The organism is Pseudomonas sediminis (genome assembly GCF_002741105.1).
Taxonomy (GTDB): Bacteria; Pseudomonadota; Gammaproteobacteria; order Pseudomonadales; family Pseudomonadaceae; genus Aquipseudomonas; species Aquipseudomonas sediminis.
This window is the reverse complement of sequence record NZ_NIQU01000002.1, coordinates 257,866-272,001: the sequence shown is the minus strand read 5'-3', so window position 1 is coordinate 272,001 and position 14,136 is coordinate 257,866. Positions and strand designations below refer to the sequence as shown.

Here is a 14,136-nt window from a genome sequence, read left to right as displayed (position 1 = left end):
GGGCGTGCGCCGGCGCCCCGTGGGGCAGCCAGCGCGGCGCCTGCTAGCTCTGCGAGATCGGTTTGCTCTTGAGTTTGCTCAGAAGGGTGTCCAGGTTCTTCTGGTTCAGCGCCTTGGCCAGCGGGAAGTCGGTTGGTGACAGTTGCCCCGTCTGGTTGCCCTGGCAGTGGTGGATGACCGTGCGCAGGTGCGCGAGATAGGCCTGCAACAGGCGCTCGCGGCTGGCCGGCGCATAGCGCAGGCCGGCGAACTTCATCTCCACCTGCAGGCGTCCAGCGATGATCGCCAGCACCACTTCCAGGTCGTGGCTGCGTGGCGAGTCGGCGGCGACGGTCGGCGGCAGCGGTTCGTCGCTCAGTTGCAGCAGACCGCCTCCACCGACGCCGTCGAGCTGGCCCAGGTAGTTGAACAGCAGCGAATGGCAGTGCGCCGGCAGGGGGGCTTCGGCTTGGTGGCGCAGGAGGCCGTAGCCCATGGCCTTGTCCGCAGCGGCGCGCAACTGCTCCTTGACCGTGACGATCAGGGCGCCGGTGTCGCCGCCCTGCGGCAGCTCCAGGTGCACCGGGTAGAGCTGGGTGAACCAGCCCACCGTGCGGCTGACATCCAGTTCGGCGAACGCGGCATCGCGGCCATGGCCTTCCAGGTCGATGCCGATGGCCCTGGCCCCCGAGCATTCGTGCAGCGCACTGGCCAGGGCGGCGAGCAGCAATTCATGGCCCTGGGTACGGTAGCTGCCCTGTGCCTGCTGCAACGCCTGGGTTTCCTCGACGCTCAGCATGCCACTCAGGCTCACTTCGTCGGCCACGCGGTTGTCGGCCTGCGGCTGATCTGCCGGAAATTCGCCGGGGCGTATCTGCTGCAGCCAGTAGTCGCGTTGCGCCTGCACCGTCGGGCTGGCGGCCTGTTGCCAGAGGCGCTGGCCCCACTGCCGGTAGGAACTGACCTTGGCCGGCAACTCGATGCTCTGGCCAGCGGCCAGGCGCGGGTAGAGCTGGCTGAAGTCTTCCAACAGCAGGCGCCAGGACACCGCATCCACCACCAGGTGATGAGCGACCAGGTAAAGACGCTGCTGACCGTCGGCGAGATCGATCAGCAAGGCGCGGATCAGCGGGCCGCTGGCCAGGTCGAAGGTCGTCTCGACCCGTTCGGCGATGCAGTCACGCAGGGCTTGTGCCGTGCAGGGCTCCGCCAGGCGAACCTGGGCGAAATCAACGGCCTGGTGAACATCGGCATAGCGCTGGTGCCACTGACCACCATCACGGGTGAAGCGCAGGCGCAGCGCGTCGTGCTGTTCGACCAGGCGTTGCAACGTGCTTTGCAACGCCTCGACCTGCAAGGGCTGGCTGGGCTTGAGCAGTACCGACTGGTTCCAGTGGCCGGGCTCGGCCAGGGAGCGATCCAGCAACCAGTGTTGGATCGGCAACAGGGGAGCTTCGCCCTCCAGCACGCCTTGTTCGGCCTGACACTGTTCGACCTGGTTGGCAACCAGCGCGAGGTCGGCCAGGGTGCGTTGCTGGAAGAGCTGGCGTGGTGTCAGGCCAATGCCTTGAGCGCGCGCCTGGGCGATGAACTGCAAACCCAGGATGGAATCGCCGCCGAGTGCGAAGAAGTTGTCGTCGATGCTCGGCCGCTCGATGCCGAGCAGTTCGCCGAGCAGCCGGCACAGCACCTCCTCGGTGGCACTGCTTGGCGCGCGGTGTTGGCGAACCGGGCGTTCCACTTCAGGCTTGGGCAGGGCCTTGCGGTCTATCTTGCCGTTGCTGCTCAGCGGCAGGGTCGGCAACTGCACCATGAACGCCGGCACCATGTGCGCCGGAAGCTGCTGGCCCAGGCACTTTTTGAGCGCTTCGACATCCAGAGTCTCGGGGCCGCAGAGGTAAGCGACCAATTGCGGCGTGGCCAGGTCCTCGCGCAGCACGGTGACCGCTGCCTCGATGCCAGGCTGGTCGAGCAGGGTGGCGTCGATCTCGCCCAGCTCGATACGCAGGCCGCGCAGTTTGACCTGATGGTCGAAGCGACCCAGGTACTGGATGTTGCCGTCGGCCAGGAAGCGGCAGCGGTCGCCGGTACGGTACAGGCGCCGGCCTGCGTCGAACGGGCTGGTCACGAAGCGCTCGACGGTCAGCTCTGGGCGATTCAGGTAGCCACGGGCCAGGCCCGTACCGCCGATGTACAGCTCACCGACTGCGCCAATCGGCAGTGGGGCGAGTGCCTCGTCGAGGATGTAGAGCTGCAGGTTGGCGATCGGCTTGCCGATGGGTACGAAGCCCAGGGGCGAGCTTGGTTCGCAGACCCAGCAGCTTACGTCGATGGCCGCTTCGGTGGGGCCGTAGAGGTTGATCAGGCGTGCCGGATGGCGCGCCTGGAAGCGCTGTTGCAGTTCCAGAGGCAAGGCCTCACCACTGGCGAACACCTGGCGCAGCGAGGTGCAGCGTGGCAGCGCCGGCTCGCCGACGAAGGCCTGCAGCATCGAGGGTACGAAGTGCAGTGTGGTGATGCGTTCGCGCTGGATCAGCTCGGCCAGATAGTGGCTGTCGCGATGACCATCGGGTTTTGCGACCACCAGGCAGGCACCGGTGATCAATGGCCAGAAGAATTCCCATACCGACACGTCGAAGCTGTAGGGCGTTTTCTGTAGCACGCGGTCATCCGCGCCAATGGCGAAGGCATCCTGCATCCAATACAGGCGGTTCATCAGCGCACCATGCTCGTTGAGCACACCCTTGGGCAGGCCGGTGGAGCCCGAGGTGTAGATGACGTAGGCGAGATCGCCAGGCTGGTTGATCGGCTCGGGTTGCGGGCCGTCCTCCAGTGTCGAGGCATCCAGGCACCAGTGAGGCGTGCCTACCGGCAGGCAGGACGCCGTGTCCGCTTGCACCAGTGTCAGGGCCGGGCTGGCATCGTCCAGCATCAGTGCCAGGCGTGCCGTTGGCAGTTCTGGATCGAGAGGCAGGTAGGCGGCGCCGGCGCGGATGATGCCGAGCAGGGCGACGACCACTTCTACCGAGCGCTGCATGCACACGGCGACCACTTGTTCGCGACCCACACCGCGTGCGCGCAACTCGCGAGCCACGGCACCCGTGCGGGCCTGCAGCTCGGCATAGCTCAGGCGCTGTTCGGCACAGACCAGTGCCGGGGCATCGGGGCTGCGCGCGGCCTGCTCGGCCAGGGCCTGGGCCAGGTTGTGTGGGCCCGGGTAGGCCTTGGCCGTGGCGTTCCACTGCATCTGGCGTTCGCGTTCGGCGGCGCCGAGCAGATCCAGTTCGCCCAGCGTCTGCAGCGGTTGCCCGGCAAGTTCGTCCAGCAGGTGCTGCCAGGCATCGCTCCAGCGGGCGATGGTGTCGGCCTCGAATAGCTGGCGCTTGTACTTCAGACGCAGCGACAGGCGCTGGCCGTCGTCGTGCACTTCCCAGCTCAGGTCGAAACTGGATGCGGTGGACGGCACCTCCATTTCGCGCAGTGTCAGCGGCGCCCAGGCGTCGGCGCGCAGGCGCGCGGTCTGCATGGCGAACAGCACCTGGAACAGCGAGGTACGGGTCATGTCACGCTGGCTGACGAGCGCATCGACGACTTGCTCGAAGGGCACTTCCTGGTGCTCCTGGGCTTTCAATACCTGTTCACCGACCTGTTGCAAGAACACCGCGAACGACTGGTTCGGATCGACCTCGGCGCGGATCACCAGGGTGTTGACGAAGCAGCCGATCAGCGCCTGGGTTTGCGCCAGGTCGCGGTTGGCCACGGCGGTGCCGATACGCACGTCGCGTTGACCGGCCAGGCGACCGAGCAATACCTGGGTAGCTGCCAGCAACAGCACATAGAGCGTTACGCCCTGCTGTTGTGCGGCTTGACGCAGGCGCTGGGCGAGGGCAGCGGGCAGCACCAGGGCGTGGAAGCCGCTGGCGGTGTCGAGTTCGGCACGACGCGGATGATCGGTGGGCAATTCCAGTTGGTAGTCACCGTCGCCGAGCACGCTCTGCCAGTAATGCAACTGCTGGCGGTAGCGCTCGGCCTGCTCCGGCAGGCGTTGCCAGAGCGCGTAGTCGATGTACTGCACCGGCAGGGCCGGCAAGCTTGCCTCGCGCTGCTCGCTGCGGGCGCGATAGAGCTCGGCCAACTCATCGATCAGGCATTGCATCGACCAATCATCGGCGACCGTGTGGTGCAAGGTCAGCAGCAACAACGTGCGCTGGCCTGCGTGCAACAGGCTGCCACGCAGCAGCGGGCCAGTTGCCAGGTCGAAGGGGCGTCGGGCTTCTTCGTCGATGCGCCGGGCGACCTGGGCATCCCAGTCCGCTTCCGTCAGTGTTTCGATGTTCAGGTGTGCACGGCCTTCTGCATCGATCAGCAGTTCGGCGCCATGGCCGCGCTCCTGCAGGCAGCCACGCAGCACCTCGTGACGGCTGACAATTTCGGCCAACCCCTGTTGCAGCCAGTCGAGGTGTACCGAACCGCTGAGTTCCACGGCCGAGGTGATGTTGTACTCGGCGGCTTGAGGATTGAGCTGTTCGAGGAACCACAGGCGTTGCTGAGCATAGGACAACGGTAAGCGCTCGGGGCGTGGCTGTGGTGCCAGCTCGGCGGCAGTGCTGGTTGCCGAGTTACCGATCAGGGCGCTGAAGGCGCGCATGGTCGGCTGTTCGAACAACTGCCGCAGGGCCGGCGCCTGGCCGTACTCCTGACGTAGACGGGCGAGCAGCATGGTGGCCAGCAGCGAGTGTCCACCGAGGCGGAAGAAATGACTGTCGCGGCCGATCAGCTCGACTGGTACTTCCAGCAACTCGGCCCAGCGTGCTGCCATGCGTCGCTCGACCTCACCCAGCGGCGCGTCTAGCGCTGCCTGCTCCTGGTCTAGCTGTGGTCGTGGCAGTTGCTTGCGATCCAGCTTGCCGTTCTGGTTGAGCGGCAATGTCGCCAGTTCCACCAGCACGCTCGGCAGCATGTGCGCCGGTAGCGTCTGCGTCAGCTCAGCCTGCAGCCGGGTGATGTCCAGCCCGCTTTCACTGGCCACCAGATAGGCCACCAATTGCGGGCTGCCAAGGTCGTCGCGCAGTACGGTCACGGCCTCACGTACACCTGGCTGGGCGAGCAGGACGGCGTCGATCTCACCCAGTTCGATGCGCTGGCCGCGCAGCTTGACCTGGTGGTCGAGGCGACCCAGGTACTGGATGGTGCCATCGGCCAGGAAGCGGCAGCGGTCGCCGGTGCGATACAGGCGCTGGCCGGGCTCGAAGGGGCTGTCGACGAAGGCCGCCGCAGTCAGCTCTGGACGGTTCAGGTAGCCACGGGCCAGACCGACGCCGCCGATGTACAGCTCGCCAATAGCGCCCATCGGCAGCGGGTTGAGGTGCGGGTCGAGGATGTACAGCTTGAGGTTGGTGATAGGTTTGCCGATCGGTACGAAACCCAGGGTCGAGGTCGGGTCGCAGATCCAGCAACTGACGTCGATGGCCGCTTCGGTAGGGCCGTACAGGTTGATCAGGCGTGCCGGATGACGCGCCTGGAAGCGTTGCTGCAGGGCCAGCGGCAAGGCCTCGCCACTGGCGAATACCTGGCGCAACGAGGTGCAGCTCTCCAGGCCTGGTTCGCTGACGAAAGCCTGCAGCATCGAGGGCACGAAATGCAGGGTGGTGATGCGCTCGCGCTGGATCAGCTCCATCAGGTAGCCGCTGTCCTGATGCCCGCCGGGGCGCGCCAGTACCAGGCAGGCGCCGGTGATCAGCGGCCAGAAGAACTCCCACACCGATACGTCGAAGCCATAAGGGGTTTTCTGCAGCACGCGGTCACCTGCGCCGATGGCGAAGGCGTCCTGCATCCAGTACAGGCGGTTCATCAGAGCGCCGTGTTCGTTGAGCACCCCCTTGGGTTGACCGGTAGAGCCGGAGGTGTAGAGCACGTACAGCAGGTCGCCGGGCTGGTTGGCCACCGGCTGGGCCGCGGCGGTTTGAGCGGTTAGCGGCTGCTCCAAGCACCAGGTCGGTAGTGTCTTGGGAAGGCGCTCGCGCCAGGTGGCGTGGGTCAGCACCAGCGGGCAGTCGGCATCTTCAAGCAGGAACGCCAGGCGTGCCGGCGGGAGGTGCGGGTCGAGTGGCAGGTAGGCGGCACCGGCCTTGATGATGCCCAGCAAAGCCACCACCAGATCGATACTGCGCTCCAAGCACACGGCAACGACCTGCTCGCGGCCGATACCCTGGGCCGTCAGGGCCTGCGCCAGATGGTCGGCGCGCTGGTGCAACTGGGCATAACTGAGGGTTTCACCCTCGTAGATCAACGCAGGGGCCGTGGGGTCGAGTTGTGCCTGACGGATCAGGGCTTCGCTCAGGGTCGTGGGGCCAGGGTAGTGGCGGGCGGTGTCGTTCCAGTGCTGCAACTGGCGCTGGCGATCTGCTTCGCTCAGGGGCGAGAGCTGGGCGAGTGGTGTATCCACTGCACCCGGCAGGCACTCGAGGAAGGCTAGCCACTGCTGCAGCCAGGCCTGCATGGTTGCGTCATGGAACAGGCTGGCGCGGTATTCGAGCATCACCGAGAGGGTTTCACCGTCGTCGTGCACTTCCCAGTTCTGGTCGAATTTGGCGGCAGGCGAGCGGATATCCAGCGGTTGCAGGCGCAGGCCTGGCCAGGCGAGCGAAGCTCGTGTGCTGTTTTGCATGACGAACGCCACCTGGAATAGCGGCGTGTGTGCCAGGTCGCGTTCCGGTGCCAGATGTTCGACCACCTGCTCGAAGGGCACGTCCTGATGTTCCTGCGCCTCCAGCACAGCGTGCCTGACCTGAGCCAGGTAGTCGCCGAAGCGTTGCGTCGGGGTGAGTTCGGAGCGAATCACCAGGGTGTTGACGAAGCAGCCGATCAAGGGCTGCACAGCCTGCAGGCGGCGGTTGGCCACTGGCGTGCCGATGCGCAGATCCTGTTGCCCGCTGTAGCGCCCGAGGAACAGCTTGAGGCTGGCCAGCAGGAGCATGAACGGCGTGACCTCGCGCTCGCGAGCGAACTGCCGCAGGCGCTCGGCCAACGCGCTAGGCAGTTGGGCGAAGCAGGTGCCGGCGCGGTTGTCGAGGTTGGCCGGACGTGGCAGATCGGTAGGCAGTTCGAGACGGTAGTCGCCGTTTTCCAGCCTGCTCTGCCAGTACTCCAGTTGTTGGCGATAGAGCTGCTGGCGTGCCTCGTTGCGTTGCCACAGAGCATAGTCAACGTATTGCACGGGCAATGTCGGCAGCTCGGCACGACGACCTTCCAGGGTTGCACGGTAGCTGCTGGCCAGTTCGTCCAGCAGCACCTGCACGGACCAGCCATCGCCTGCGCAGTGGTGCAGCGTCAGCAACAGTAGTGCCTGATTGGCCTCGGCATGGCGTACCAGGCGGACGCGCAGCGGATGTTCCTTGCTCAGGTCGAAGGCGCGTTTGGATTCGGTCTCGGCGGCCGTGCGCTGATACGCGTCCCAGTCGTTGGGAGCGCCAGCATAGTCCTCCACGTCCACGTGGAAAGGGCTGGGGGCATCGATCAGCAACTGCCCGCCCTGGTCATCGTCGAGCAGGCGGCTGCGCAGGAGGCTGTGACGTTCGACCAGGGTGTCGAAGGCCTGGCGCAGTGCTTCGCTGTTGCACGTGCCGATGAGCGTCAGCGCGGTGCTGATGTTGTATTCGCCCGAGCCCGGTGCCAGTTGTTCGAGGAACCACAGGCGCTGTTGCTCGAAGGACAGCGGCAGGCGTTGCGGATGTGGCCCGGCTTGCAGCGTCGGCAGGTGCCGGGTCGGCTGCCCGCACGCACTTGCGATCAGTTGGGCCTGCTCGGCGAGGGTCGCCTGTTCGAACAGGTCGCGCAGTCTGGGGGCGACGGCAAAGGTTTCGACGATGCGGGTCAACAGGACGGTGGCCAGCAGGGAGTGACCGCCCAGGTGGAAGAAGTTGGACTGCCGCCCGATCTGTTCGAGAGGCACTTGCAGGATATCGGCCCAGAGCTCGGCCAGGCGCGTCTCAGGCTCGCCCTCTGGCGCTTGCCACTGCGCTTCGCTCTCGGTCTGGGGCTGTGGCAGCGCGCGTCGGTCGATCTTGCCGTTGGCACTCAATGGCCATTGCGGCAGGGCCTGTAGCGAGTGCGGCAACATGTATGCGGGGATGAAGCTGGCCAGGCGCTCACGCCAGTCAGCCTGTGCGGGGGCGCCGTCAGCGGTGAGGACATAGGCCAGCAGGCGCTCGTCGCGCACCAGTACCAGACTGTCGCGCACTCCATCCAGGCGGCGTAGTGCCTGCTCGATTTCGCCGGGTTCGATACGCAGGCCGCGCAGTTTGATCTGGAAGTCCTTGCGACCGAGGAATTCGAGTTCGCCGTTGGCCAGGTAGCGGCCCAGGTCGCCGGTGCGGTACAGGCGACCGGCACCGAACGGGTTGGCGACGAAGGCGGCGGCAGTCAGTGCTTCGCGTTGCAGGTAGCCAGGGCCGACGCCAGCGCCGGCGATACAGATTTCACCGGGGACGCCCACTGGCAGTAGCTGGTCGTAGCGGTCGAGCACGTACAACTGAGTATTGTCCACGGGGCGGCCTATGGGCGGCGCTGCATCGGTTTCGTTGCTCACCTCGTGCCAGGCCACCACGTCAGTGCATTCGGTGGGGCCGTAGCTGTTGATCACCCGGCAGTGGCCGTTGCCGCTGTCGAGCCATGGGCGCAGGCGCTCCATGCGGATCGGTTCGCCACCCAAGACAAGCGCGCGCAGGCTGGCCAGGTCGTGCCAATGGTCGGCAGCAGCGAGATCCAGCAGCGGGTAGAAGGCGCTGGGTGCGCCGTTGAGCAGGGTGATGCGCTGCTCGCGGATGTCCCGCAGCAGTGCCTGCGGCTCGTAACCCTGGGTGCTGGGCATGACCAGCGTGGCGCCGGACAGCAGCGGGGCGAAGATATTCTTCTGCGTCAGGTCGAAGCCGGTGGCGCTGGCCAACAGCACCTTGTCGCCCTGGTGCCAGCCCAGCGTGCGCAGATACCAGTGCTGCAGGTTACGCACGCCGCCATGGGTAACTACCGCGCCCTTGGGCTGACCGGTGGAGCCGGAGGTGTAGATGGTGTAGAAGGGCGCATCGTCGTCGAGGTCGCGTGTCGGGGCACTGGCCGGCAGTTGGGCCAGCTCTGACTGCAGGTGTTCCAGCACCAACTGGCGTACCGGCAGGTCGGCGTGGCGTGCTGCCAGCTCGGCATCGGTCAGCAGCAGGCTGCTTGCGCAGTCGGCGAGGATGTAGCGGATTCGTTCGGCCGGGTAGGCGCTGTCGATTGGCACATAGGCGGCGCCGCACTTGAGCACCGCGAGAATGGCCACTGCCAGTTCCGGGGTCTTGTCCAGGCACAGGGCGACCCAGTGGCCGCTGCCCACGCCTTGCGCACGCAGATAGTGGGCCAAACGGTTGGCCTGCGCGTCGAGCTCGCTGTAGCTCAGGCTGCGCGCCAGGTGCTGCACGGCGACGGCCTGCGGCGAGCGCGTCACCTGCGCTTCGAAGGTATCGAGGATGCTAGGCGCGGAGGGCAGTTCACGCGCACTGTCATTCCAGTCGTGCAGGGTGCGCTGGCGTTCCTCTGGGGCGAGCAGGTGATGCTCCCCCAGTGGCTGCTCGGGCGCTTCCAGCATGGCGTCGAACAGCTGGACGAAACGCTGTAGCCAGCTTTCGGCGGTGGTGGGTTCGAACAGGTCGAGGGCGAACAGCAGGTTGAGCTCGATGGCCCCCTGCGCTGGCGTGACGATGTGCAGATCGAGATCGTATTCGGAATGGCTGAGCGGTGTATCCAGTACCTCGAAGTCGAGGTCAGGGAAGCGTACCCGGCGCTCCAGTGGCAGTTGCTGGGCAACCATCACCTGGAACAGTGGTGCGTGGCTGAGACGGCGTGGCAATGCCAGGTGGTCGACCAGGCGTTCGAAGGGCAGCTCCTGGTGGCGCTGGGCATCGAGCAGGGTAGCACTGACCTGACGGGCCAGGTCGGCGAAGCTGGTCTGGTCTTGGAAACGCACGCGGATCGGCAGGTTGTTGAGCAGGATGCCGAGCATCGCCTGGGTTTGCGCACGGTCGCGATTGGACACCGGTGTGCCGAGAATCAGATCGTCCTGGCCGCTCATGCGGTGCAGGAAGGTGGCAAAGGCTGCGAACACCAGGCTGTAGGTGGACTGTTGCAGGCTTGCTGCCAGGGCTCGGGCACGTTCGCTGGCCTGGAGCGACAGGCGAGCGGCGAGCATGCCGCTGCGATGCGACTGGGTGGCCGGACGTGGGCGGTCGCTCGGCAGTTCCAGCAGATAGTCGCTGTCATCGTCGCGGGCTAGCTGGGTTTGCCAGTAGTCCAGGTGCGGTTGCAGCGCCGCCGGTTGCAGGCGTTGCTGTTGCCACAGGCTGAAGTCGGCGTACTGGATCGACAGCGGTGCCAGTTGCGGGGCCTGGCCGGCGTGCAAGGCGGCATAGAACTGGGTCAGCTCGCGCAGGGCCAGGGTGGCCGACCAGGCATCGGACACCAGATGGTGCAGGGTGATGGCCAGTACATGCTCGCGTTTGCCCAGACGCAGCAGGCGGGCTCGCAGCAATGGCGGCTGCAGCAGGTCGAAGGGCTGGGCGAACCAGGCTTGCAGCTCGTCCTGGACGGCAGACTCATGCGGGCCTGTGCAATCGGTCAATGGCAGTTCGAATGTCAGCGCCTCGACGATGCGCTGGTGGGGGTGGCCGCCGTCGCTGGGGAAGGCGGTGCGCAGCACCTCATGGCGTTCGATCAGCCACTGGAAGCTGGCGCGCAGGGCCTCGATGTCGAGTTCGCCGTTCAGGCGCAAGGCGAACGGAATGTTGAAGTGGGCGCTGCCAGGATTCAGTTGTTCTACGAACCATAGTCGTTGCTGGGCGAACGACAGAGGCAGGCGTTGGGGGCGTGGTGCTGCCACGATTTTCTCGAGCTGAGACTGTTCGCCGCTGTCTTTCTGCTGGTCGATGGCCTGGGCCAATTGGCGCACGCTGGGGCACTCGAACAGGGCCTTGAGCGGTAGCTCGACGGAGAAGCTGGCGCGGATGCGCGAGAGCATCTGGGTCGCCAGCAGCGAATGGCCGCCCAGGGCGAAGAAACTGTCGGTGACGCCGAAGTGTTCGAGCGCCAGGATGTCCTGCCAGATGCCGTACAGGGCCTGCTCGGTGGCATTGGCCGGCGGTATGGCTTCGCCCGCTGCGCCGCTCCAGTCCAGCTCGCGTTGGGCCAGACGCTTGCGGTCGACCTTGCCGTTGGCATTGAGCGGCAGGGCGTCGAGTTCGAGCAGGTGCTGCGGCACCATGTAGGTCGGTAGCTGAGTGTCTAGAGCCAGCTTCAGCACGGTGCTGTCGAGGGGCTGGCCCTCATGGGCGACCCAGTATCCAGCGAGTTGCGCTTCGCCACGGGCGTCGACACGCACCACCACGGCGGCGCTTTTCACCGCCGGGTGTTGTTGCAGCTTGGCTTCGATCTCGCCGAGTTCGATGCGGTGGCCGCGAATCTTTACCTGTTGGTCACGGCGGCCGAGGAATTCGATCACCCCGTCGGCGCGGTAGCGGCCCAGATCGCCTGTGCGGTAGAAACGTGCACCGGGGCGCAAAGGATGGTCGACGAAGGCCGCACGGGTGCGCTCGGCGTCATTGAGATAGCCGCGGCCGACACCAGCGCCGGCCACGCAGATTTCGCCAGGAATTCCTACCGGCACGGGGCGCAGGGCATCGTCGAGCACGTACAGCTCGGTGTTCGGCGTCGGCCGGCCTATGGGCATGGCCTGAGCCTGTTCGTCGGACGCTGCGGTGATGGCGTGAAACGCCACGTCGTCGGCGCACTCCGCCGGGCCATAGGCATTCATCAACGGCACGTGGGGGAACCGGGCGAACCAGTCACGACACAGGGCCGGCGGCAGTGCTTCACCGGTGGGCAGCAGCCAGCGCAGACTCTCGAGACGGGTGGCCGGAGTGCTGGCGGCGAGCACGCCGCGAATCACCGCCGGTACAGCTTCCCACAGGGTCAGGCGCTCGTCCTGCAGGGCTTGCAGCAGGCGCTCGGGATCATGGCTGACGACATCCGGCAGAATATGCACGGTGGCGCCGACCAGCGGCGCGGCAAGCAACTGCCAGACCGAAATGTCGAAGGCCACCGAGGCGGTCTGAGCGATGTGATCATGCTCGCCGAGTCCGAGGGTCGGCATCTTGCCGAAGATGTTGTTGAGCATGCCGCGTTGTTCCACCAGGGCGCCCTTGGGCGTGCCGGTGGAACCGGAGGTGAAAATCACGTAGGCGAGGTCGTCCGGCGTGCCGCGCGGTGTAAGGCTGGGCACAGCACCTTGCAGCCAGCGTGCTTCGATACTGACGCACTGCGGCGCTGCGTGGCCTAGGCGGGTGCACAGTTCATCGGCCAGTGGGCCTTGGTTGTCGCCGACCAGCATCAGCGGTGCCAGGCTCAATTCGAGGATTTCCGCCAGGCGCTGCGGCGGGTGCTTGATCTCCAGCGGCAGGTAGCAAGCGCCCGCCTTGAGGATAGCGATCAGTGCGGTGAGGTGGGCCAGGCCGCGTTCGGCCAGCAGGGCTACGGGTTGGTCGGGGCCGGCACCAGCCTCGATCAGGGCGGCGGCGATGCGGCTGGCGCGGGCGTCCAGTTCGGCATAGCTGAGTGTTACTCCGGCGCAGACCACGGCGGTCTTGTCCGGCTGGCGTGCCACTTGCTCAGCGAACAGGCTGGCGTAGGTGCGATCCAGGGGGAAAGGTTGCTGCGTGTGGTTCCAGTCCACCAGCAGCGTCTGGCGCTCCTGCGCGCTCAGCAACTGCAGCGAGGCGAGGCTGGCGCTGGGTTCTGCGAGTATGTCGAGGACGATCTGGCGCAGGTGGCCGAGCAGACGCTCGACGCTGTCACGGGCAAAACGTCGGCGGTCATAGGAGATACGCACGGCTAGGTGCTCGCCCGGCATGACCACGACGGTGAGGCCGTAGTGGGTGTGTACGCTGTGCTCCATGTCGTCCAGGTTGAAGCTCAGCTCGCCGCTGAACAGCTTGTCGTCGATGGGCGCGTTCTCGTAGACCAGAATGCTGTCGAACAGCTCTTCGCCACGGGGGAAGTCGCTCCAGCCCTGGATGTCCACCAGCGCGCTGTGTTCGAACTCGCGCAACGCCAGGTTGTGCCGCTGCAGTGCCTGCAGCCAGGACGTACGGTCTTGCTGTTCGTCGATTCGTACGCGCAGGGGCAGGGTATTGATGAACAGGCCGATCATGTCTTCGACGCCAGCCAGTTGTGGCGGACGGCCGGATACGGTGACGCCGAAGAGTACGTCGCGCAGCCCGCTGTAGCGGCTCAGCAGCAAGGCCCAGGCGCCCTGAAACAGGGTGTTGGGGGTGATCCGTCGGGATTGGCAGAACTGCGTCAGCTCGCGGGTCTGCTGGGCGTCGAAATGGATCGCGGTATCGTCGACCAGTACCGCTTCACGGTACTGGCTCTGCCGGGTCTGGCGTTCGATCACCAGCGGCGTCGCTGCGTCCAGCCCTTGCAGTTGTTCCTGCCAGAAGGCTTGCGCCTCGGGCACACTCTGCTGTTGCAGCCAGGCGATGTAGTCGCGGTAAGGCCTCGGTTTGCGTATGTTCGCGCTCAATCCCTGACGCAGTGCGGCATAGGCGTCGATGAAATCGACCATGATCAGCGAGATGCACCAGGCGTCCATCAGGATGTGATGGAAGCTGCGGATCATTTCATGGCGACCGGCACCAAGGCGCACCAGGCGCACGCGGATCAGCGGCGGTTTGGCCAGATTGAAGCCGTTGCGCTGCTCCTGTTCCAGCAGGGCCTGGATATGGGCTTCCTGTTGTTCGGCCGCGAGCCCTTCGAGGTCGATGTATTCAACCGGGTCGTCGATCTTGCGGTGTACCACCTGCAGCGGTTGTTTCTGCGTCTTCCACAGGAAGCTGGTACGCAGCGCCGGATGAGTGGCGATCACTTGCCGCCAGGCCTCGAGGAATGGCTCGATGGCCAGGTCACCCCCAATGCGATAGCGATCTTGCATGAGGTAAACCCCTGACTCCTGGTGCAGCAGGCTCTGGAACAGCATGCCTTGCTGCAGGGGCGACAGCGGGTAGACGTCTTCGAGGTGGTTTGCGGTCTTGTTCGTCATCCGGTTGACCTTAGGTGCATAAGTGGGTGAAG

General features: G+C 65.7%; 1 protein-coding gene. It reads right to left on the bottom strand.

Features of this window, described 5'->3' with window-relative positions; translation table 11 throughout:
• Positions 1 to 43: 43 nt before the first annotated feature.
• On the bottom strand, positions 44 to 14,104 hold the full coding sequence (locus CDO35_RS06760) for a non-ribosomal peptide synthetase (RefSeq protein ID WP_099523176.1): 14,061 nt from the start codon (positions 14,102 to 14,104) through the stop codon (positions 44 to 46).
• Positions 14,105 to 14,136: the final 32 nt, after the last annotated feature.

Coding starts and splice junctions, on each gene's coding strand:
- CDO35_RS06760 (WP_099523176.1), bottom strand. CDS start 14,104: ATGACGAACAAGACCGCAAACCACCTCGAAGACGTCTACCCGCTGTCG.